Annotated in this window: 21 protein-coding genes and 1 riboswitch; of the genes, 10 read left to right on the top strand and 11 right to left on the bottom strand. The window is 41.7% G+C overall.

What is annotated here, in order from left to right; genetic code table 11:
* Position 1 precedes the first annotated feature (1 nt).
* Positions 2–499 carry a TlpA disulfide reductase family protein gene (locus tag AACZ11_RS06695; RefSeq protein ID WP_339831901.1) on the bottom strand — a complete coding sequence of 166 codons (498 nt, stop codon included), beginning with the start codon at positions 497–499 and terminating at the stop codon, positions 2–4.
* Positions 500–839: 340 nt separating this feature from the next.
* Positions 840–1,409 carry a DUF2892 domain-containing protein gene (locus tag AACZ11_RS06690; RefSeq protein WP_290625918.1) on the bottom strand — a complete coding sequence of 190 codons (570 nt, stop codon included), beginning with the start codon at positions 1,407–1,409 and terminating at the stop codon, positions 840–842.
* A gap of 210 nt (positions 1,410–1,619) precedes the next feature.
* Here AACZ11_RS06690 and rpmH point away from each other — a divergent pair, with 210 nt between their 5' ends.
* The 5 genes from rpmH (at position 1,620) to AACZ11_RS06665 (ending at position 9,539) form a co-directional block, all read left to right on the top strand.
* Positions 1,620–1,781 (top strand): 50S ribosomal protein L34, encoded by a 162-nt coding sequence (gene rpmH, locus AACZ11_RS06685; protein WP_084677430.1) that lies wholly within the window; start codon positions 1,620–1,622, stop codon positions 1,779–1,781.
* A 100-nt stretch (positions 1,782–1,881) separates the two neighbouring features.
* On the top strand, positions 1,882–4,734 hold the full coding sequence (carB, locus tag AACZ11_RS06680; protein WP_290625917.1) for a carbamoyl-phosphate synthase large subunit: 2,853 nt from the start codon (positions 1,882–1,884) through the stop codon (positions 4,732–4,734).
* Between the two features lie 32 nt (positions 4,735–4,766).
* Positions 4,767–6,677, top strand: a complete 1,911-nt coding sequence (locus AACZ11_RS06675; protein ID WP_290625916.1) for a transglutaminase domain-containing protein — start codon at positions 4,767–4,769, stop codon at positions 6,675–6,677.
* 15 nt (positions 6,678–6,692) lie between these two features.
* Complete coding sequence (locus AACZ11_RS06670; RefSeq protein WP_290625915.1) at positions 6,693–8,867, top strand: DUF3857 domain-containing protein; 2,175 nt, start codon at positions 6,693–6,695, stop codon at positions 8,865–8,867.
* Between the two features lie 99 nt (positions 8,868–8,966).
* A complete protein-coding gene (locus AACZ11_RS06665) occupies positions 8,967–9,539 on the top strand; it encodes a T9SS type A sorting domain-containing protein (RefSeq protein WP_290625914.1) in 573 nt (190 codons plus the stop codon).
* Positions 9,540–9,586: 47 nt separating this feature from the next.
* Here AACZ11_RS06665 and AACZ11_RS06660 read toward each other — a convergent pair whose 3' ends face one another.
* The 5 genes from AACZ11_RS06660 to AACZ11_RS06640 all read right to left on the bottom strand — a co-directional run bounded on the left by AACZ11_RS06660 (position 9,587) and on the right by AACZ11_RS06640 (position 14,466).
* Positions 9,587–9,955: a 6-phosphogluconate dehydrogenase gene (locus AACZ11_RS06660; protein ID WP_290625913.1), complete on the bottom strand. Its 369-nt coding sequence runs from the start codon at positions 9,953–9,955 to the stop codon at positions 9,587–9,589.
* A 153-nt stretch (positions 9,956–10,108) separates the two neighbouring features.
* Positions 10,109–11,434, bottom strand: a complete 1,326-nt coding sequence (rmuC, locus tag AACZ11_RS06655) for a DNA recombination protein RmuC (protein WP_290625912.1) — start codon at positions 11,432–11,434, stop codon at positions 10,109–10,111.
* 73 nt (positions 11,435–11,507) lie between these two features.
* Positions 11,508–12,299 carry an ABC transporter ATP-binding protein gene (locus AACZ11_RS06650; protein WP_290625911.1) on the bottom strand — a complete coding sequence of 264 codons (792 nt, stop codon included), beginning with the start codon at positions 12,297–12,299 and terminating at the stop codon, positions 11,508–11,510.
* Positions 12,299–13,330, bottom strand: coding sequence for an iron ABC transporter permease (locus AACZ11_RS06645; protein ID WP_290625910.1), 1,032 nt, complete (start codon positions 13,328–13,330; stop codon positions 12,299–12,301). Before AACZ11_RS06645 ends, AACZ11_RS06650 begins: the two co-directional genes overlap by 1 nt.
* Complete coding sequence (locus tag AACZ11_RS06640; RefSeq protein WP_290625909.1) at positions 13,330–14,466, bottom strand: ABC transporter substrate-binding protein; 1,137 nt, start codon at positions 14,464–14,466, stop codon at positions 13,330–13,332. Before AACZ11_RS06640 ends, AACZ11_RS06645 begins: the two co-directional genes overlap by 1 nt.
* Before the next feature lie 49 nt (positions 14,467–14,515).
* Positions 14,516–14,725, top strand: a riboswitch (cobalamin riboswitch).
* Positions 14,726–14,855: 130 nt separating this feature from the next.
* On the opposite strand from AACZ11_RS06640, the gene AACZ11_RS06635 reads away from it, so the two are divergent.
* A complete protein-coding gene (locus AACZ11_RS06635) occupies positions 14,856–16,793 on the top strand; it encodes a TonB-dependent receptor plug domain-containing protein (RefSeq protein WP_290625908.1) in 1,938 nt (645 codons plus the stop codon).
* 44 nt (positions 16,794–16,837) lie between these two features.
* Here AACZ11_RS06635 and AACZ11_RS06630 read toward each other — a convergent pair whose 3' ends face one another.
* Positions 16,838–18,238, bottom strand: a complete 1,401-nt coding sequence (locus AACZ11_RS06630) for a S41 family peptidase (protein WP_290625907.1) — start codon at positions 18,236–18,238, stop codon at positions 16,838–16,840.
* A 155-nt stretch (positions 18,239–18,393) separates the two neighbouring features.
* Between AACZ11_RS06630 and AACZ11_RS06625 the strand changes: the two genes are divergently transcribed.
* From AACZ11_RS06625 to AACZ11_RS06610, 4 genes are read left to right on the top strand one after another with little or no spacing between them, the layout of a single operon-like run.
* Complete coding sequence (locus AACZ11_RS06625) at positions 18,394–18,900, top strand: RNA polymerase sigma factor (protein WP_290625906.1); 507 nt, start codon at positions 18,394–18,396, stop codon at positions 18,898–18,900.
* Positions 18,887–19,360, top strand: a complete 474-nt coding sequence (locus AACZ11_RS06620) for a hypothetical protein (protein ID WP_290625905.1) — start codon at positions 18,887–18,889, stop codon at positions 19,358–19,360. The genes AACZ11_RS06625 and AACZ11_RS06620 overlap by 14 nt, the downstream gene beginning before the upstream one ends.
* 18 nt (positions 19,361–19,378) lie before the next feature.
* Complete coding sequence (locus AACZ11_RS06615) at positions 19,379–19,912, top strand: DUF4252 domain-containing protein (protein WP_290625904.1); 534 nt, start codon at positions 19,379–19,381, stop codon at positions 19,910–19,912.
* 2 nt (positions 19,913–19,914) lie between these two features.
* The gene (locus tag AACZ11_RS06610; protein WP_290625903.1) at positions 19,915–20,478 is read left to right on the top strand and encodes a DUF4252 domain-containing protein; all 564 of its coding nucleotides are present in this window, start codon (positions 19,915–19,917) and stop codon (positions 20,476–20,478) included.
* A 50-nt stretch (positions 20,479–20,528) separates the two neighbouring features.
* On the opposite strand, the gene purB is transcribed toward AACZ11_RS06610, so the two are convergent.
* The 3 genes from purB to AACZ11_RS06595 form a co-directional block, all read right to left on the bottom strand.
* Positions 20,529–21,872, bottom strand: coding sequence for an adenylosuccinate lyase (gene purB, locus AACZ11_RS06605; protein ID WP_290625902.1), 1,344 nt, complete (start codon positions 21,870–21,872; stop codon positions 20,529–20,531).
* Between the two features lie 75 nt (positions 21,873–21,947).
* A complete protein-coding gene (locus AACZ11_RS06600; protein ID WP_290625901.1) occupies positions 21,948–22,523 on the bottom strand; it encodes an adenylosuccinate lyase in 576 nt (191 codons plus the stop codon).
* Between the two features lies 1 nt (position 22,524).
* Entirely contained in the window at positions 22,525–23,202 is a 678-nt protein-coding gene (locus AACZ11_RS06595; RefSeq protein ID WP_290625926.1) for an NAD-dependent deacylase, read from the bottom strand.
* Positions 23,203–23,369 lie beyond the last annotated feature (167 nt).

Here is a 23,369-nt window from a genome sequence, read left to right as displayed (position 1 = left end):
GCTAGGGTTTCGGTTTATCCTTGGTAACAACACCTTCCAATGAGGCAGGAGGGTTTTTCAGAAGGGATATTCCGTTTAAAAAGGCGTTGTAGTTCAATTCATAAGATATGCTGTATGCTTCGCTATAAGGCAAAAGTACACCACGTCGCACATCCACGATTCTTTTGGAATCATCTATAAAGAATGAAGTTGGAAATCCAAGGCTGTGTTTCATGGTTTGTACAATGTGACAATGGGTGTTTTCTGTTTCGTCAACATATACCACTTTTATTCTCTTGCTGTATTCCTTGGCAATTTTTTTAATATTTTCTTTGCTATCCCAGTAGAGTACCACAAAATCTATATCCTTGTAGTACGCCTCTGCGATCTCATTGAGAGCAGGGATCTCACCCACACCCGGTGTACACCAAGAGGCGTAAGTCATTAAAAAGATAGGTTTTTTAAAATTGTAGAATTCTATGGTACGACCGGATAATTTCTTGACTTTAAAATTATCCATAAAGCTGTTATTAACTACGTTATTTATTAAGGAATCAAAAAGGAATTCGGCTCTTTCAAAATTTTCCTCTTCGTATGCCAGCTGGGATTTTTGGGTATATTTCTTAATATTTTTTCCTATCATTTGGGAAAAAAGAGACTCGGGTTCAATTTTTTGAGATTGAACAGCGAAAGAACCCAATAAGAATAGAAGAAGTAGTGTTCTACCCATACGCATTGTGAGATTAAGTGAAACAAAAGTAGTAACTGTTAATCGCTATTGCGCAACTATTCGTTAAAGGTAGTAAAATACTCGTTAAAAAACTAGAGTGTGTAGGGCAAATCGGATGTAAATGAGTGACTTAGCGTCTGCCGCCACGACCGGAACGTCCACCGCCAAATTGCTGTCTGGGCTGCCCTACGCGTTTCATTTGCTCCTTCATCATTTTAATCTGTTCGTCCAACATATTGTGCTTGTCGAGCTTCTTTGCTTCAGCAAGAAGCTGCTCGGCTTCGCGCTTTCGGTTCTTGGTCATAGCGATACCGGCTAAGTTTAGTTTGGTCATCGCCATATCTGCATCCATGTTCAATCCAAGAGCGACTGCTTTTTTGAAGTATTTCTCGGCCTCATTCATATTTGTCTGAGAGATCATTAGACCATTGAGGTAGTTGTAGTATCCCTGTTGTTTCTTAACCAAGGCCGCTTCAGGATCTTTAATACGGTCCAACCATTTTTTGGCGCCCGGGAAGTCTTGTTTCCTAAGACGCAAGAAAGCCATTAATATCAACTCATTCTTATAGTACAAGAATATGAAAATTAACGAAAGGAGGATGAGCATGATGCCATTTCCAATATTTCCTTCGACAAACTGCCAAACGGCAGCAGCAATGATCAATGCGGCTAATACTAATTTGATATTTTTGTTGAACATGAAATCCGTTTTTTGTGGGCGTCAAAGGTACTAAAAACATTCAAAAATATTTTATGTTTTCCGTTTGGGAAAGTGAAAAATGATTGTATATTTGCACCCGCCTACGCAAAACATTGTAATGTAAATGCTTCGGCAGGTAAATTCCGGACTATCCTAAGGGTTTACATAAAATATAAGAAAAGATTTTTTCAGAAGATAAAGCACTAGAAAATGAGTAAAAGAACATTTCAGCCATCAAAAAGGAAGAGAAGAAACAAACACGGTTTTAGAGAGCGTATGGCGTCTGTAAACGGTAGAAAAGTACTGGCTGCTCGTAGAGCAAAAGGTAGAAAGAAACTTTCCGTATCTTCTGAAACGCGTCACAAAAAATAATGTTGATAAGTACTAAATAAAAGGTGTTGTTTATAAAAGCAACACCTTTTTTTATACCCTATCGTATCGTAATTTTACAGCATCTTAAAGGAGTCAAAAAATGCCAAAAAATCCCAATTTAAAATCCATCTTAATTATCGGTTCAGGACCCATCATCATTGGTCAAGCGTGTGAATTTGATTATTCCGGTTCACAAGCGCTTCGCTCCCTTCATGAAGATGGCATTGAAACTATTCTTATCAATTCGAATCCGGCGACTATCATGACAGATCCATCCATGGCAGACCATGTATATCTGTTGCCCTTGACAACAAAATCGTTGGTGAAGATCCTTAAAGAGCATCCTCAAATCGATGCAGTTTTACCTACTATGGGAGGCCAAACAGCACTCAATTTGTGTATCGAGGCCGATGAAAAAGGAATTTGGGAAGACTTTGGGATAAAAATAATTGGTGTCGACATCGATGCGATCAATATCACCGAAGATCGTGAGAAGTTTAGAACACTCATGGAGAAGATTGGTGTTAAAATGGCGCCTCAAGCTACTGCAACATCCTTTTTGAAAGGAAAAGAGATTGCGCAAGAATTTGGGTTTCCATTGGTAATTCGAGCATCATACACCCTGGGAGGTGCCGGTGCATCCATTGTATACAGAACAGAAGATTTCGATGACCTACTTTCACACGGTCTGGAAATTTCTCCTATTCATGAGGTCATGATCGACAAGGCCATGATCGGGTGGAAGGAATACGAACTGGAATTGTTGCGGGACCGAAACGACAATGTAGTGATCATTTGTACGATTGAAAATATGGACCCCATGGGAATCCATACCGGAGATTCTATCACCGTTGCGCCGGCCATGACACTAAGCGATCGTACTTTCCAAAGAATGCGGGACATGGCCATCCACATGATGCGAAGTATTGGAGACTTTGCAGGAGGCTGTAACGTGCAGTTTGCCGTAAGCCCCGATGATGAGGAAGATATTATCGCAATTGAGATCAATCCGCGGGTTTCCCGATCCTCGGCCCTTGCGTCAAAGGCTACCGGGTATCCTATTGCAAAGATCGCCGCGAAATTGGCCATTGGATACCACTTGGATGAACTTCAGAATCAAATAACAAAATCGACATCAGCTTTATTCGAGCCTACCTTGGATTACGTTATCGTAAAGATCCCTAGGTGGAACTTCGATAAGTTTGAAGGCTCAGACAGAACGCTGGGACTACAAATGAAAGCCGTAGGGGAAGTGATGGGTATTGGTCGCTCATTTCAAGAAGCCCTACATAAAGCCACACAATCGCTCGAAATAAAGCGAAACGGACTGGGAGCCGATGGTAAAAGTTATACCAACTACGAACAAATCTTGGACAAGCTCAAAAATGCGAGTTGGGATCGCGTATTTGTGATCTACGACGCCATACAATTAGGCATCCCCTTAAGTCGAATACATGAGATCACCAAGATCGATATGTGGTATCTACGACAGTACGAAGAATTATATATGCTAGAACAGGAAATCTCTCGGTATACGTTGGATACCTTACCGCGGGAACTGCTCTTGGAAGCTAAACAAAAGGGATACGGAGACCGACAGATCGCACACATGTTGAAATGTTTGGAGAGCCAAGTATATAAGAAGCGTGATGAAATGAACATTCAGCGTGTCTATAAGTTGGTGGATACGTGTGCGGCTGAATTTAAAGCGGAAACACCCTATTACTATTCCACGTTCGAAAATGAAATGGAAACAAAAGACGGTACCCGCTATTCTGAAAATGACAGTGTGGTTACCGATAAGAAGAAGATCATTGTTCTTGGCTCCGGACCTAACAGAATCGGGCAAGGAATAGAATTCGATTATTGTTGTGTCCACGGCGTGCTTGCTGCCAGTGAGATCGGCTATGAGACGATCATGATCAACTGTAATCCCGAAACGGTCTCTACCGATTTCGATGTCGCCGATAAACTGTATTTCGAACCAGTATTCTGGGAGCATATTTACGATATCATTCGTCACGAAAAACCGGAAGGTGTGATCGTACAGTTAGGAGGTCAAACAGCGTTGAAATTAGCAGAGAAGCTAGACCGCTACGGAATAAAAGTACTAGGAACCAGTTTTCAGTCCTTGGACCTTGCAGAGGATCGAGGGAGTTTTTCACGTTTGCTGAAAGAGAACAATATTCCGTATCCTGAGTTCGGTACTGCCGAAACAACCGATGAAGCATTGGCGCTGGCAGATCAATTGGACTTTCCATTGCTCATTAGACCGTCGTATGTATTGGGTGGACAGGGAATGAAGATCGTGATCAATAAAAAAGAATTGGAAGAGCATGTGGTCGATCTTCTACGTAAGATTCCTAACAACAAATTACTTCTAGATCATTACCTAGATGGAGCCATTGAAGCAGAGGCCGATGCCATTTGTGACGGCGAGAATGTGTACATCATTGGTATCATGGAACATATAGAACCTTGCGGGATACACTCTGGAGACTCAAATGCCACCTTACCTCCGTTTAATCTTGGGGAGTTTGTGATGCAACAGATCAAAGACCATACGAAAAAGATCGCATTGGCTTTAAACACAGTGGGACTTATCAATATACAGTTTGCGATCAAGGATGATATGGTCTATATCATTGAAGCAAACCCCCGTGCTTCCAGAACAGTACCTTTTATAGCGAAGGCCTATGGAGAACCATATGTAAATTATGCTACCAAGGTCATGCTGGGGCATAGTAAGGTAACCGACTTTGATTTTAATCCGCAGTTGGAAGGCTATGCAATAAAACAGCCCGTATTTAGCTTTAACAAATTCCCGAATGTAAATAAACAGTTGGGACCGGAAATGAAGAGTACAGGGGAAAGTATCTTGTTTATTGATAGTTTGAAGGATGATGCTTTTTACGATCTATATTCACGAAGAAAGATGTATTTAAGTAAATAATATTTTTATATTTACGACCATACTTTTTTTTCATGACCCGAATTTATTGTTTTCTACTAGCCGGACTTATTTCAGCTGTCTCTTATTCACAGCGTAAATCAGATCCACTACCCGAAGATGTTTCCCTTGCACAACAATTGCGTAAGGAATTTCAAAAAGAAGAGTTGGTTGTACTAGATAAAATTACAACGATCTCTTTTGACCGGAACAAACGGGACGGGTTGGTAGAGGCGATCAAAAAGCAAGCTACCACCTTGCTCAATATCAATACGAGTTCTCGTGTTCAATTTCCAATATTTTACGATTCTCAAAGTGAAGTAGAACGTTTTACGGTAAAGGACCATCGAGGAAAAGACCTTTCACCTTCCATAAATGATGAGCACCTTAAAAGCAACGAATTTTTCCATTCAGATTATCGCGTACGTTTTGCAAACATTAATTTACCGCTTCAGGGCTATAGAGTTGTTATTGAGACCGAAAAGAAGTATAAGGACGTGAAGTACTTCACGAGTGAATATTTCACAGGCGAATATCGAATCTTACAGGGTACTTTGGTAATTGAGATCCCCGAATGGTTGGACCTGGAGATTCTGGAATTCAATTTTGAAGGATACCAGATCGAAAAGACCAGCAGTCGCAGCAATGATGGACAAAAAGTGACTTACGTGATAAAGGACATGGAGCCACAATCTAACGAAGCCAACACTCCGGGCCCCTCGTATATCTATCCTCATGTGCTTTTCATCGCAAAGGCATTCCACAACGGTTCACAACAACAAACACTTTTTAATAGTGTGGAAGATCTCTTTGGATGGTATAATAGTTTGGTAGAAAGTGTGGAAGTAGATGCTTCGGTGTTTGCAGATAAGGTAACCGAACTTACCGCCGGTGCCATTTCCGAAGAAGAAAAAGTCAAGAATATTTTTTACTGGGTCCAAGATAACATTCGATATGTTGCTTTTGAAGACGGTATTGCAGGCTTTCAGCCTGACAGTCCGCAAAATGTGTACACCAAGAGGTACGGTGATTGTAAGGGCATGGCGATTCTTACCAAAGCCATGCTGGAAGAAGCCGGATTCGATTCACGTTTGGTTTGGATAGGTACCGACAGGCTTGCGTACGACTATTCCATTCCCTCCCTCACGGTAGATAACCACATGATTTGTTCTGTGATCTTGGATGACGAAACGATCTTCTTGGATGGTACAGAAAAGTATAACAAGTACGGCGAATACGCAACGCGTATACAGAACAAACAGGCCTTGCTTCAAGATACCAATGGGTATAAGATTTTAACGGTTCCTGCCGAAAAAGGAACGAAGAACATTGATAAGACCATCTACTCACTGCGTATCGACGGCGATGTGATGCAAGGAACCGCTCGCAAGGAATATGCAGGTGAGTCCAGAGTTTCATTTCAAAATGTGTATACCAGTTTTGGAAGTTCAGATAAAGAAGAAGTATTACCGCGCTTTTTGGCATCGGGAAATTCGAATTATATTGTAAAGGACATAAAACCTTTTAATGAAGAAGATCGGGACACGGACCTTACGATCGAATATGATGTTCGCATCGAAAATGCGGTTTCCAGTTTTGACGAAACGATCTATATAGATATCGATCCTATTAAAATGGCATCCGATATGCTATTTAAAGAGCGGAAAAGCGATTTTAAATTTCAGATCAAAGAACAACAGATCACAGAGATCGTATTAGAGATCCCGCAAGGATATCGTGTAGATATGCCTCAAGATATCGAGGTGGTTAATGATTGGGTGGACATCAATGTGCAGTATTCGCTCGACGGAAACATCCTGCGGTACACCAAGGACATCAATTTTAAGAAACGACTTGTCAAGAAACAACATTTTGACGCCTGGAATGCCGGTTTTGAAACCCTGAAAGAAAATCTGAACCAGCAGATCACCCTAACCAAAGAATAAACAATCCCATTACTTATGTTTAATAAATATATTGCCCTTGCTTGCTTATTGTGTATTACCACCATTTTGAATGCACAATCCAAAAAGGAGATCGAGATACGTTCTATGTTCTGGAACACTTCCGATGCAAAGAAGAATGTTACCGAGATCCCTGAAAAATGGCAAAAGGAAAGTGCTGTGATCCTCTATCGGGCCGAGAATTTTGAATATACCAACAACGGGAAGAAAATGTACAATCCTTCGTTTTTTCACCAACGGGTAAAACTACAGGATAAGGCAGCCGTTGAGAGTTTTTCAGAATTTACTTTTGAAAAGAATAGGCAGGTGGGTTTTGGCTTTGTAAATTTCTATCAAGAAGAATCGACCATTGGGATCAAGATTATTAAGCCCGAGGGTGAAGAGATTATTCTGGATGTCACTTCGGAAACTGTTATACAAGATGAAGAAAATAAAGTTGCCATTCCTAATCTGGAAGTGGGTGACATTGTTGACTTGTTCATCTATGAAGACGATTACCTACGAAGTTTCTCCGGGACTCACATCTACGAACCGGTAGAGAAGATCTTAAGTACAAAATATCCGGTATTATATCGCACACTATCGGTAGAAGTGGAGAACGATTACTTTTTGAACATGGAGTCGTACAACGGCGCTCCCAAGATCGTTGAGGTGCCCACCGAAAAGAAATCCACGAGGCGTTATACCTTGGAAGCTTCAGATATTGAAAAGAGTGATTTTCCAAGATGGTTCTATCCGTTAACCGAACTGCCGGCGATAAAGTTTCAGGTCACTTTCGCACTAAAAGCTAAGAATGAAGCTGCGGCCAGTGTATTTCTTTCCGAAGATGACGCTGTTAGGAAAGCACGAGTTACAGAAGAAGAGATCATTGAATATTATGGGGATCGCTTTGATACCGATAGTAAAAGTGCGGTGAAAGATGTGTTGCGATATTTGGAAGAAAAGGGCATTATGGACAAGCGGGAACAATTGGTTCAAGCACTGTATTACATACGTCACATGAGCTATAACCGATTTATAGAACTGTATCTGGCTCGTGAGAATGAGATTCGCTATTACGCCGTGCCCTGTGACACAGATTATGTGATATTGAATGAGAATCGGTTTGTCAATTATATGGCAGGCCTCGCAAAACAACTGGAGATCGATTACGACATCATCGTCGCCACACCCGATTACAATGGACCCATAGATGATTTGCTGTTACGATCGAATGTCTCATACGGACTACGGTTCAATTTTCTGGATCCCCTGTACTTTTTTAATTTGTCCCCTCACGTACAGGCCGAGTTCTTTCCGCCAAATTTGGAAGGCACCAAGGTGTATTCGTTGGGTGTCATTAAAAATCGTGCCATCGAGTCTGCGCAATTCGATACTTTACCAACATCAAATGCCGAAGTAAATGTCGCTTCAGAAATCATACAAGTTAGCATTAGTGATGACTTTAAGAATTTGAAATTTAAGCGTGATTTTGCATTCACAGGCCATTTTAAGACAGAAGAACTCAATCGCAGGTTATTCTTTGGAGATTTCTTAAATGAAGAATTTGATCACTACGGAAGTAAGCATTTCTTCGATTGTAAAAAACGTCAGGGTAGAAGTGATGAGGAAGCACAGCAAAAGATGGAAGCCTTGATGACTACCTTTAAGAACAAGCATAACGAAGAACTGGAAGCACAGGTAGGTGCTAACTTTGATGTTAAAATAGATGATTATCATTATGTAGTAAAGAATACAGCTCGCTACAATAACGATGCACTAGCCATCAGCGATTCGTTTACCATAGCTGACGCATTCGTAAAAATGGCAGGTTCCAATTACATTGTTGAAGTTGGAAAACTTATAGGGGGACAGGTTCAGATCAAGGAAGATGAACGTGAGCGCGCGCATGGTGTGTATCTTGACTATGCAAAGACCTATGAATATGAAGTAACCATCGCGATTCCGCAAGGTTATGAGGTAGTTGGTCTGGATAAGCTTCAAAAAACCGTTTCCAATGGTACGGGAACTTTTACAAGCACTGCCCAAATAGTAGATAATGCATTGGTCTATAAAACAAAAAAAGTCTACGCAAAACGTAATTACAAAGTTTCAGAATGGAACGAAATGCTTCCTTGGCTGGATGCCGCATATGATTTTAGTCAGGAAAAGGTGCTTTTCAAAAAAGGATAAGTTTTTTTTTCTGAAAGTAGGGTATTTTTAAAAGTTGTTGTTTTACAAATAGATGCAAAATTAAAATTGTATCTTGTATCACACGTGAAAATAATTTCTATGAAAAAAATTACCATCCTGCTTTGTTTATTATCGGCCACACAAGTTTTTGCGCAAACGACCTTTGAAGTCGATTGGGACCAAAGTGTAGGCGGAGCCGCGACCTTTACCATTGAGACAGGAGATACAGTAAAATGGATCTGGGCCAATGGAGTGCCCCATAGTGTTACTTCTCAATCCGGCAGTGCCGAATCTTTTGACAGCGGCATCCTTACAGGCATGGGAACCGAATTTACGAAAACCTTTAACGTGGTTGGATCCAATCCTTATGTGTGTGATGTACACGCAAACATGACAGGAACTATTACCGTGGAGCCATCACTCTCGGTTGAAGAAAAGTTTGCAAAAAATATTAAATTGTATCCAAATCCTGTTTCCAGTGAGTTGATGATCGCTTCACTCTTTAAATTTGATTCTTATGAAATTTACGACATCACCGGAAAAAAAGTGGGTCAGGGGATAGGTGAAGGCACCTATACTTACTTAAATGTGTCTTATCTCAATACAGGAGTTTATTTTATGAAAGTGAATGCCGGGAACCTTCAGGCCACGACAAAACTTATAAAGGAATAATATAGCTGAACTTACAAATTAAAGGACTCACAAACATTGGGTCCTTTTTAATTTCTATTGAAGTGCGGGGATTGTTCCGGTTCCACCGCAGTAATAAAATAGTTGGTATCCCCCCAAAAGAAAAAGGTGTCAAACCTTTCTACGTACGTAAGTTTTACATAACGTCCCTGATATTCTTTCAACTTCTCAATAACTTCCTTTTTCTTATCCAATACCGAAAATTCAAAGATCTGTGCACCACTTATACCCTGGCTTATTTCTCCTTCCCAAGTCTTTACAACGACACCCTTATGACTAAATTTAATAAGTTCGCCGGCTCGCGTACCTTCACTGTAGGGTACAAAATAGACGAAAGCAAAGTAGATTAGATAAAGCGCTAACAGACTTCCTAAAATGATGAAAAGGATCTTTTTCATTGGCAGTGGATTAAGGTTAGTAAAGTTAAGAAAATCTTTTGGCTGTCGTGACTAAATAAATTTTGAATGAACGCGTGAAAGAAAATGTTTCGGGTATAATTTAGATGTGCATTCTCAAATTCTATACTTTTTTTAAACGAAAAAGTATGGATATTAACCGTCTTGCTCGTCTTCAGCTTTTTTTAGAAGTTTATCGTTCATGGACTTGCTGGCTTTGGAACCTAGCTTTTTTAATTTTTCAACTCGGGTAATAAGGTTCCCTTTACCAGTTAATTTCTTCATAGTAGAATCATAACTGCCTTTCACCGTGTTCAATTGGTTACCTACTTTAATAAGATCTTCTGTTAGATTCACAAATTGGTCATACAAACGGCCGGCCTGTGTAGCAATTTCAATTGCGTTCTGTTGCTGCTTTTCATTGGTCCACATACTGTCCACAGTGCGTAAAGTTGCTAAAAGCGTGGACGGGGTTACAATCACGATATTCTTTTCAAACGCCCAATTGTACAGACTGTTATCTTGATTCAATGCCACGGCAAATGCTGGTTCGATGGGGATGAAAAGCAATACAAAATCGGGGCTCTCGATCTTATAAATATCCTGATAGTTTTTTGCGCTCAGTTGATCGATATGTTTTTTCAAGGAGGCAATATGCTCCTTTAGATAACGCGCTCTGTCCAGTTCATCCTCTTCATTCACAAAACGTTCGTAAGCGACTAACGAAACCTTCGAATCAATGATCATCTTTTTATTGTCGGGTAGATGTAATACCACATCAGGTAACACGCGTCGCCCTTCTTCATTTGTAAAACTGTTCTGCATGAAATACTCACGATCTTTTTCCAAACCACTTTTTTCAAGTACACGTTCCAAAACCAATTCACCCCAATTTCCTTGTATCTTGCTATCCCCTTTTAAAGCCTTGGTAAGATTGGTAGCTTCTTTGCTCATTTGTTCATTCAACTCCTTTAATCCAATAATCTGTTGCCGAAGCATGGCATGTCGGTCGATGCTCTCTTTATGGCTGTCTTCCACTCGTTTTTCGAACTTGTCTATTTTTTCTTGAAGAGGTTTGAGGATGCCATCAAGATTCTCCTTGTTCTGCTTAGTGAACTTCTCCGATTTACTTTCCAGGATCTTGTTGGCCAAATTTTCAAATTCTTTAGTAAATCTTTCCTGAAGCTTTTCTACTTCTGCCTTCTGTTCCTGATTCTTTAGTTCGAGATTCTCGAAGGCAGCATTTCGCTTTGCCAGTTCAACATTTAAAAAATCTTTTTCCTTTCGAATGTTTTCCTTTTCCAGCAAAGCCGTCTCAAGACGTGCATTCTGATTCGTTTCCTGTTGTTTCAATTGGTCCAAACGAGCTTCGAGTGCCGTTGTTTCGTTTTTGCTTCGCATGCGGGCAAAAAGGTTACCCAGTAAAGCACCAATCAGCAGACAGACAAAGGCAATGACAAAGAGAAGAAGCGTTTCGTTCATAGGTTCAGGTTTCGCGTAAAGATACTTATTTCAAGAGTGAATTCACAACACCAAAACAGCTAATTGCTTCCAATTATATGCTTCCAAAGCGACCTGTATCGGGATCGAATCGTATCACATCTTTAGGAAAAAGAGTATCAAATCTTCCGGCAGAGATCAAATTACAAGGCTGGTCTACATAGGTGCCTTCTTTGGACATCACGACCATCAAATCACTCAATTGTATGGCAAGATCAATTTCATGTGTAGAGAAGAGGATACACTTATTCTTTTCCGTAGTGAGTCGTTTCAGTAACTGAAGTACGTATGCTCTGTGATAGAGGTCCAAATGGGTGGTTGGTTCATCGAGAAGAATAAGAGGCGTGTCCTGTGCCAATGCTCTTGCAATATAGACACGTTGTAGTTGACCATCACTTAATTCAAAGCATTTACGTTGGGCTAGGGGAAAGGTATCGGTGGCTTCCATAGCCTCGTTGATTACTTGAATATCAATTTCTGAAAGTCGCCCCATCCAATTCGTATACGGTTGTCTGCCGAGAGAGATCAATTCTTGAACAGTTAAATTCTTGGAGGCAGGAGCTTCCGTTAGAACAACACTTAACTGAGCGGCCAAGCCTAAAGCCGAATAGCTCTTAAAAGATTTTCCCTGAAGCAAAACCGAACCATCCAGCGGGGATTGCATACCCGACAACGTTCGTAGCAAGGTCGATTTTCCAATACCATTGGCTCCTACCAATCCTACTAAGGAACCTTGCTTCAGCGAAAACGATATGCCTTCAGCGATCTTATTTGTATCGCTTTTATGTGAATAGCCAATGGCCAATGCATTCACATCAAGAATGGTATGTCGTTCTTCCGAAGCCATTAAAAAAGCAGTTTTCTTTTTCGCACCAACAACCAGATCACGACGGGAGCGCCCACCAAGGAAGTGATGGCATTGATGGGAAGGGTGTATTCACTAAAAGGAACTTGTGCAATGGTATCGCATATAAGCATTAAGATGCTTCCGCAAAGCATGACTGCAGGTATGAGGGTAAAATGATTGGAGGTAGTAAACCATTGTCTGGTGAGGTGGGGGACCGCCAGACCAACAAATGCAATGGGCCCCACAAATGCTGTGATGCTCCCTGCTAAGATGCTCGTAATGATGATGATCCAAAAGGTCGTTCGTTTGAGGTGTAATCCCATACTCTTTGCATAATGTTCACCTAACAGCAATGCATTTAACGATTTACTCCGTAGATAACTTAGCAAGAAACCTCCGCCACAAAAAAGGCTAAGCATGGCAACACCTTGCCATGACTGGTTACCCAGACTTCCAAAACTCCAGAAAATGTACTGCTGGAGTTGTTCTGCATTGCTGAAATAGGAAAGCACAGCGACAACTGCTGCCGTAATACTTCCAAACATCAATCCAATTATTAAGATAGCCATGGTATCCTTTATTCTGAATGTGACGACCAGTACGGTTAAAAGTACTAAAAAACTACCCATAGCTGCGGCAAGTACCAAGCTCCACTGGCTTAAAAGCAGTCCGCTTAGATATCCTCCAAAAGCGCCGGCCCCCAAGATAAGAAGTGCAACACCCAAACTGGCACCGCTGCTAATTCCCAAAACGAAAGGCCCTGCCAACGGATTCCTAAAAAGGGTTTGCATCAACAATCCCGAAACGGCCAATCCTCCCCCGGCTACTATGGCGACGACTGCTTTCGGCAACCGGTAGTCCAAAATAATGAAGTGCCATGAGCTTTTACTGGTCTCTCCTCCAAAAAGGGTTGAAAGGATCTCATTCATTGGTATAGCAACCGAACCAAAACTAATATTTGTTAAAAGCGCAATAAACAGCAGCAGTAAAAGGATTAGAAACGATACTTTATATGATCTAGAACTTTCCACTATTCAAGTTTATTGAAAAAATAGAATTCGTACTCAGGTAGTAGGTTGGGGTGCAGGATCTTTATCATGTCCTGTAACACAAGGTCCGGTCGATTAGGAGCCAACTCATAATAAAGAACGCCCCCCGTCGCACCTTTATTGGTAGTAAAACTATAGACCTTCTTTTGCTGAAAGGCTTCAAACTCTGCATATACCGAATGCTTTTCCAGCATCTGTTGTAGGCCCGTAAATTGTCCCGGACCAATCCAATAGTCGGCGTGTTGTGCTTTTTCCAATACGGCTTCTAAGTTTAACGAAATACTTCCCGTTCCTTCCGAATCATGCCAGAGGTACTCACCATGGGCATCTTCGATCAATTGTGCAGCCCAGCTATCACCTTGCGGAAGGTACCAGACATCTTGGTACATAGCACCGCTTAAAACAGTGGGCTTTTCTACGGCCGACCCGGCAAGCTCCTTTGCTGCCAAATAATTAGATTCGATCTCGTTAAAAATACTGTCGGCTCTCTTTTCTTTACCGAAGAGCACCCCAAAGAACTTGATCCATTCGGCTTTACCCAAGGGCGTGGTTTCGGTCCAATCTGCATTATAAAGTACCGGAATTCCGGTTTTTTCAATGGCATCTACGGTCTTATTGCCACCATCTACGGCAAAGGTGACTACCACATCGGGGTTGAGATCTATAAGTACTTCGGTGTTGATCGCTTCATTTTTTCCCAGCTCTTTAATGGCTCCGGCATCAATTCGCTTACGGGTCGCCTCAGACGATATATAATTTAAATTAGGGAAGCCAACCAAGGCGGAAGATACATCCAGCATCTCTAAGGAAGGAATGTGAGTGGTAGAGGTGACCACGATGGACGTTATGGGAAGTTCAATAATCGCATCATATTCTCTTGAAGTTGGAGCTTTTGTGCCTTTCTCTGATAGTAAGTACGTGAATTCCTCTTCGGCCCCGGGCCACGGATTTGTGATAGTAACCGTTTTATAACCCTCGAAGTGTGAGATGCTGAACCCTTTAGCATGTTTTAATTCTTCAAAACGTATCACCTGTTCTTCTGAAGAAGAGGTTCGCTTTGGCTCTTTACAAGAAGCATAGACTAGAATAAGGAAAATAAGAAAGAATGGTATTCGCATGTTCAAAAATAGTAGTTTTTGTGTTGTGGGACTACCGAAATAAAGTCTTATTTTCGCTGTGAATTTTGGTGCGTACCATCCAATACCGGAAAATACGCTTAATAGGGAATTCGGTGTAATACCGAAGCTGTACCCGCAACTGTAATCTGTCACGCCCTTGGTGTGATCGTTCAAGACTTCAAAACCACTGTGCGCTGCGGCGCATGGGAAGGTTGAGCACAAGAGAGCCAGGAGACCTGCCAATTTTCGTAAATGTTAAACTTTCGGGATAAAAGTTTAGATTGAAATGTGCTATTATTTCCTGTAGTATTTGGGAATACCGGTCTTCCATTTTAAATCTTTTCCTTTTTCCGTTTTAATTGGTCTCTGGAAGGAGCAAAAAAAAAACGATGACAAAAGTATTATGTAGTACCCTTATTGGGATCCTGCTTGTTGCGAGTACAGCAGCACAAACAAGTGAAACAAGAGAGCAACTGGATTCGGTTACCATAGTGACCAAAAGACCTACAGCTCGAAAGAATACGGGAAAGGTCACCTCTAGTATCACCCAAGAAATGCTTCGTTCCAATCCCGGGAAAACGGTAGCCCAATGGATCAATGAGGTTTCGGGTATTGAGATCAACGGGAGTACCAGCAATGATGGTCAGAATCTGGGTTATTTTGTACGTGGCGGGCGAAACAGGCAGGTGCTCATCCTTGTGGATGGCGTCGCTTTATCGGATCCGTCGCAAATTGCAAATGACTACGACCTGCGCTTACTGCCTGCGGCTGCCATTGAGCGTATCGAAATTATAAAAGGTGCTTCCAGCGTCCTGTACGGGTCCGGAGCTGCGACCGCCGTGATTAGCATTACAACGAAAAAAGTGTCTCAGACACCCATTGCGGCTTCATTCACTTCAAGTTTTGGCACTAACGCTGCTGCAGATGACGATGACAGTGAAAGCACGATCGAAGCTTTTACCAATCATGTGGCCATACACGGTACGCTCCATAAATTTTTCTACAGGGCCGATTTTGGCAACAGGTATACCAACGGACTTTCGGCTGTGGCGGCACCCGATGGGGAGGCTCCCTTTGAATCTGACATTTTCAACCGTTTCGACGGACGATTCAACGTGGGCTATCAATTTTCAGAAAATATAAAAATGAGTCAATTTTTCAGTTTTGATAAGTTCAAGGCAGGTTTTGATGATTTCAGTTATCAAGACGCCAACCACCAATCGGTCACAGAACAATTGCGTACTGGTGGACATTTTGAATGGAAATACAATAAGGGAATCTACGTTTTTAACGACACCTACACTTGGATCGACAGAGCGATTACATCCGGCTTTCCAGCCCGCTACGAATCGAAAGCGTATACTTTGGACAATTATGTGAATCAAAAGGTGACCAAAAGTCTATCTGTACTATTAGGATTCGGCTACCAATACAGCGCTTTCAGTGCATTTATCATCCCTTTTGGAACAACCACCTTTGTTGAGGATGTCAATGAGGATACTGCGAAGTTTAACGGTTTCGATCCTTACCTAAACATCGTTTACAGTGCTCCTTTTGGACTGAACGTAAATGCCGGAATGCGCCTAAATACTCACAGTACCTACGATCCTCACTTGGTCTATCAAATCAATCCGTCTTATGGATTTCGCTTCGGAAAAGGTACCATGAAATTATTGGGGTCTTACAGCACGGCATTTATTACGCCTTCTCTGTTTCAGGTATTCGATCCGCGCTACGGAAACAGTGCATTGCTGCCGGAAGAGAATGCAACCATAGAAGGGGGATTCGAGTATACTTCAGAGAAAGAGTTAAGAATAAGCACTGTTTACTTCCGAAGAAGTGAGAAGAACTTTATTGACTTTATCTTGGTCGATCCGGATCAATTCGAATATCAGTATCGAAATACCGATGAAACCTTTGAAACCAGTGGACTCGAAATAGAAATATCGAAAGGGTTCTTTAAGTCGTTGCAGTTTTCGGCCAATTATACATTTACACAGGCCGATGAACAATTCGTACTACGCATTCCAAAACATAAGTTAAATGGAAATCTAAGCTATCAACTAAATGATAGAACGACCGTAAGTGCACATTATCGTTGGACGGGAGACCGCACTGATTCTTATTTCGATCCCATGACGTTTGAAAACACACAGGTGATCTTAGAAGCGTACAATGTGTTGGACATTAATGCATCCACTAGCATCGGGAATCATTTAACACTGTTTGCCTCACTTACGAACATTTTAAATTCTGAATACGAAGAACTTTACCGCTATCAAACGTTGGGAAGAAATTTACATGTTGGATTTACCCTTCGGTTTTGATGTTGAAAAGCCGAAAGCTGAAGGGCTTACCGTAAAAACAGCTGCTATTCTTTTTCTGCAATCATAATTTGATGCACCGGTGAGAACGCTTTGCTCTCCGATAGTTCATCCAAGGGTATAAAGGGTGTGCGCATCGGAACAGGTGTTCCTGTAATGGCATTTAGTGCCGCGGCCAATAAGGGTTCGTTCACGTTCCCTAAAGTTCCTAAATTGCTGTAGTCTTCGGTTAATTGTATGTCGGGCATCAAACCATCAATGTAATCGGTGGTGCCATTGGCATTTGCGGTTTTGAAGACAAGCGGTAACATGGCGTACGTATGACCCGGATTGGCTTGGCTTCTGCTAAAATCGGGGGCAGGAGCATCGTACAACAAGAAAGAGGCTTGAAATTTGCCGGTGGTCGCGCCGCCTACCTGTACAACATTGATGTAGGGTGTCAATCCGTTTATCACCAGCTCACTGGCCGAAGCAGTTCGGTTCGTAGTGAGCACGTAAAGATTGGTGAGATTTAAACTATTTAATGGTTCACCCGAGCGTAAGCTGGTAGTAAAGACTCCGTTCTGGGCATATTCTGCCTGACGATCTTCGTTCCATTGTTCGGTATAGAATAATTCGCCGGCGAATTGTCCCGTAATCATTCCGGATAGGTCTGTAGCCGTCCGAACTGAACCACCTCCATTATACCGTAGATCGAGCACCAGATCGGTTACACCTTCAGCTTGAAATTGCGCGAAGGCAGCATTCAATTGCGAATCGAAGGAACCGGTAAATGCATTGTACATAAGGTACCCTATCTTTTGTCCGTTAACATTTAGGGTCGTAGCTATATGGATAGGATTTTCGGTAACTTCCGCTTTGGTAAGGGATACACTAATGCCTGTGGGGATAATATTTTGACCGTCGAAATCTGCCAATCCGATGGTATAGGATACCGGGCTTAACAAGGTGTTGAAATTTGATTCAGTAAGTTGTTGGCCGTCTACCGTGTTGAAGATGATGCCTCGTTCTAATCCTGCGTTTGCAGCACTTGTATTGGGAAGCACATACCGAACATAGCCAAATACATTGCCGCTTCCGTCCGGGTAAAAGACCAAACCGTATTCCATCCCGTTGTTAAGGGTAATGCCGTTCAGTGCATTTTCCAGCGCAATATAGTCATCTACCAGTAAGCTGAAACGATCCTGAGGAGACTTCAGAAATTCGAAAAGTGATTCCGGGGAGTCGAAAGAACTCAAAAAAGCATTCAATTCTTCCGTATTTCCAAAGGCATCGTTCGCCAATTCAGGAGTGTCGGCTTTGTAGAGATAAAAAAAGTTTAGTCCTCGGTAAATAAAATTCTGAATATCGAGCGTGGAAGATATCTGTTCATTATCATCCCGATCCTCGAAGCAGGAAGTAAAGGTTATTGAAATGCAAAGTAACAGAAGAAGGAATGTCTTTTTCATAAAAATAATATGGGATATCTCTTGTAAACCCCTAAAATAGATACATTATTGTGAAACATCAACTAAATTGTAACAAAATTGTAAGTGACTCGTCGTAATGATAGATCCACCTGCTTTTTGAAGCTGAAACTGCAGGAGTTCTAACCAACCAAACCATGAAACAAAAGGAGTTTTTAACAACCGTCATGCCTTTTAAGGATAAGCTGTACAGGCTCGCCAAACGACTCCTTGTATCCGGAGATGAAGCAGAAGATGCAGTACAGGAGGTTTTTTTGAAATTATGGAAGGGAAAGCAACAGATGAAAAATTACAAGAATCCTGAAGCTTTTGCCATGACAATGACAAAGAACTATTGTCTCGACCGATTGAAGTCGAAACAGGCAGGGAATATGAAGATCGTTCACAGTAACTATCAGAATCATGAGAATCTCGAAAAGAAAATAGAAGTAGAAGACGGGGTTTCATTGGTGTTTAGCATCATGGAAACTTTGCCGGAGCAGCAAAAGATGATCCTGCAATTGCGAGATGTAGAGCAATTTGAATTTGCTGAGATCGCAGAAATTTTAAATAGTAATGAAACAGCCATCCGTGTGGCATTGTCACGGGCCCGTAAAACAGTGCGGGAAGCATTAATAAAACAATATAACTATGGAATTAATTAACATAGAACGGCTACTAGATTCTTATTTTGAAGGAACGACCACTTTAGCCGACGAGCAAGCGCTCCGAAACTATTTTTCGGGAGGGGAAGTAGCAGAACATTTGGTAGTATATAAACCGTTGTTCACAGGGTTGCAGCAAGCACGACAAGAAGTTTCCCAAAGCGAATTCTCGTTGCCAACGGAAACAGGTTCGAATTCCAAATGGTGGTATGGTATTGCCGCATTGTTGGTTGTAGGATTGACGATAGGAAGTCTCTTTTTGTCTCAGCCCGAATTAACCAGTGAAGAACGCGAGGCATTGGCAGCCTTAGAACAGACGCGAGAAGCGATGTTATTACTATCTGCCAATTTTAATAAAGGAGCAGAAGAATTGGGATACTTGAACGAGTTCACCAAAGGAACCGCCACCATGAAACACATTAATGAATTTTCAGAATCCAAAAACAAAATCTTAAAATAATCTATAAACACCAAGCACATGAAAAAGTTAGCAATTTTAGTAGTCCTGGCATTCGCCCCTCTGGTATCGAATGCCCAAACCTTCGACTCATTTGAAGATGAGAAGGACGTCACTTCGGTAGTAGTGACCAAGAATATGTTCAAACTTCTTAGTAAGATCGATCTGGAATCGAACGATCCCGAAGTAAAAGAATATATGGAATTGGTCAATAACCTCGATAATATCAAGGTGTACACCACCGAAAATCCTGCAGTAGCACAGAAAATGAATACCGCAGTCGCCAATTACATCGGGAAGTCGAAAGGCTTAAGTGAATTGATGCGCGTAAAGGACGACGGAAAGAATATAAAGTTCTATTCCAAAGAAGGAAAGAATGAAAATTTTGTGAGCGAACTACTCATGCACCTTGACGGGGAAGTGGATGGAAAGAAAATGACAGTAATCATGAGCATTACGGGAAATATCGACCTCAAGAAGATATCTAAACTTACACAAGACCTTAAAGTTCCCGGAAGCGAAGAACTTAAAAACATTGATAAGAAAAAATCATAAGTATGGTACTTTTAAAATACATAACAGCACTCACACTCGCAATTTTGGCTTTAACCGGTTGCGACGACGGCACTTCCTTGCAACGCTACTTAGTGGACAAGCAAGATGACGATAAGTTTGTAAAGATCGATCTGGCCACCAGTTTATTACAAAGTGAGGACGCAAGTTTTACTGAAGAAGAAAAAGAGATCCTCAACACCGTTAAGAAGATAAACGTTGTTGCCTACCCGATACAGAGTGGCAATGTGGCCGAATATGAAGCTGAAAAAGCAAAATTAAAGGACATCCTAGGGCAGGAAAAATATAAAACGCTCATGAAGATGGGGTCTAATAATCAAGGAGCAACACTGAAATACCTTGGCGAAGAAGATGCTATAGACGAATTGATCGTTTTTGCAAGCGACAACGAACGCGGGTTTGCCGTGTTTCGACTCTTGGGTGATAACATGAGACCCGATAGCATGCTTAAACTCATGAATTCCATAGAACGGGGCGATATTGACGCCTCACAATTGAAAACAATTGGCGAATTGTTTGAAACAAAAACCGATAGTAGTGCTATGTAATGAGACGATATCGTAATAAAAAAAAGGCTTCTTGATGAAGCCTTTTTTATTTATATCCCGGTGTAATTTCCCGGAGTGATCGCTTGCATTTCTTTTTTTACGGCCTCCGGAATCTCCAACGACGCAATGAAGTTGGCAATTGAGGTTTGATTGATCCGTTCGTTGGTTCGCGTAAGACCTTTTAATACCTCATACGGATTAGGATAGCCTTCACGTCTTAGGATGGTCTGGATGGCTTCTGCTACCACTGCCCAATTGTTTTCCAGATCTTCTGCAAATTTTTCCTCGTTTAAAAGAAGTTTGTTCAACCCCTTTAATGTCGATTGAAATGCAACTAGCGTATGCCCCATAGGAACTCCAATGTTACGTAACACCGTACTATCTGTAAGATCTCGTTGCAACCTGCTAATTGGGAGTTTTGAAGACAAGTGCTCAAAGAGCGCATTGGCAATTCCCAAATTACCTTCACTATTTTCAAAATCAATAGGATTGACTTTATGCGGCATTGCAGAAGAACCTACTTCCCCTTTTTTTATCTTTTGTTTAAAGTAATCCATAGCGACGTATTGCCAAATATCCCGATCCAGGTCGATGAGTATGGTATTGATACGTTTTAAGCAATCGAACAGGGCTGCCATGTGATCGTAATGCTCAATTTGAGTCGTAGGGAACGAATGGTGAAGTCCCAAACGGTCCTGTACAAATTCGGTGCCGAATGCCTTCCAATCGATCGTGGGGTACGCCACCTTGTGTGCGTTGAAGTTTCCGGTTGCACCTCCAAATTTAGCGGCACTTTTAACATCGTTCAAGAGGTCGAATTGTTCTTCAAGACGCACTACAAAAACCTCAATTTCCTTACCCAAACGCGTGGGAGAGGCGGGTTGACCATGCGTACGTGCTAACATGGGAATAGCTGCCCATTCTGAAGCCAATTCCTTAAGCTTATCCTTTACTGCAAAAAGTTTCGGGACGTACACGGCGTTCATGGCATCCTTCAGCGACAAGGGTATAGCCGTGTTATTGATATCCTGAGATGTAAGGCCAAAATGGATAAATTCTTTGTATTTCTGAAGCCCTAATGCATCAAATTTTTCTTTAATATAATATTCTACCGCTTTCACGTCGTGATTGGTGATCTTTTCGGTTTCTTTAATATGGGCCGCATCCTGCACCGAAAAAGACGTGTACAATTCACGTAGGTCTGAAAAAAGGGATTTGTTAAAATCAGATAACTGAGGTAGCGGAAGCTCTACAAGGGCAATAAAATATTCTACTTCAATCTGCACCCGGTACCTTATTAAGGCTTCTTCAGAAAAAAAAGGCACCAAAGCAGCTGTCTTAGACGCGTATCTGCCGTCTATTGGTGAAATGGCTTGTAAAGCATTGGAAATCATAATCGTGAATTTGAAGGTGCAAAGATACGGAAGTATCAACAGTTAGCCCGTACTACTATCAAATTTTTAACCGGTTTACTCGCGTGGAAGTGTCTGCAATTTTTTCAGGATGTGTCTTCCTCGGGCACGATATGCGGCACTATGGGCGTGCATGGTTTCGGTAAGGATTCGATGTAATTCGGGATGAATCCAATTGAATTCATTGCCTAAATAATATAAGGCAGACATCGCGTATACTTTACAGGCAACTTTCTCCTCACCCAGCAACCAATCAAAACAACATTCAATCATTTGCTCTTTGTGCTGCGAAGTAAATGCATCGATCCACAACGGGTCTTTATCCTTGTAACAGGCCTCCGTGATGTGTTCACATAATTTCGCCAAGGGCCGTAACGCTTGATCTTTATATACCTTGGGGAGCTGAGTAAAGAACAGATCGAGATGTGAGGCCAACAGCTTCCGTTGTTCCAAACATACAAACTCCAACACCCAACAAGCGCGATAGGAAATTTCAGAATCAAAATGAAAGCAATACTCCAAGAGTTCGGGAAAGGTGTGGGGGTTCCTAAGGACATACTGGGCCACGTCCAATCGAGTTTGCCGATAGGCCTTGAGTGTTGTTAATTTTTGCCGAAGACTTTCTGAAGCCATTTTACGAATTTAGTGCAGCGACCACTTTAGGAACACCGGTGGTGGCCTTTTCGGCATATACTTTAACCCGCGCGGAAGACCTTATGGATGGATTTGGATCTACAAAATAAACGGAAGTGCTGTAAGAGGCGTACTCGATCAACCCGGCAGCTGGATATACCTGCATGGAAGTACCCACTATAATAAGAACTTCAGCGCTGGCTACTACCTCCATCGCAACGTCCATTAACGGGACCTCCTCTCCAAACCATACAATATGTGGACGCAACTGGTGGTTGTGCTCACAAAAATCACCTATGTTGAGGTCCTTTTGCCAATCGAGAATAAGGTCGTCGTCGAAAGTACTACGCGCTTTCAATAACTCTCCATGCAAATGGATAACATTGCTGCTGCCCGCACGTTCATGAAGATCATCTACGTTTTGGGTAATGATTGTGACCTCGTGATCTTTTTCCAATTCGGCCAAGGCATAATGTGCGGGATTGGGAGCTACTTCTAGTAATTGTTTGCGCCGTTGGTTGTAAAAATCGAGGACCAATGCAGGATTATTATAAAATCCTTGTGGAGAAGCAACCTCCATGACATCGTGTCCTTCCCACAACCCGTTACTGTCACGAAAGGTCTTTAAGCCGCTTTCGGCACTTACTCCTGCTCCTGTTAGCACTGCAATTTTCAAGATATGTTAGCTTTAATTGATAGTACTAAGGTATGATTTTATAAGGAAATGAAAGAAAAAACGGATCCATCCTCATAAATAACAAATCACAAATCTTAATTCTAAATATCTAAACCGAACTTATATTTAGCCACTTCAAACAAACCTGTTCGGAAGAAAAAAATACTGTT

Source organism: uncultured Altibacter sp. (genome assembly GCF_963972995.1).
Classification (GTDB): domain Bacteria; phylum Bacteroidota; class Bacteroidia; order Flavobacteriales; family Flavobacteriaceae; genus Altibacter.
The sequence above is the reverse complement of the archived record's forward strand: the minus strand, read 5'-3'. Positions and strand labels throughout refer to the sequence as shown.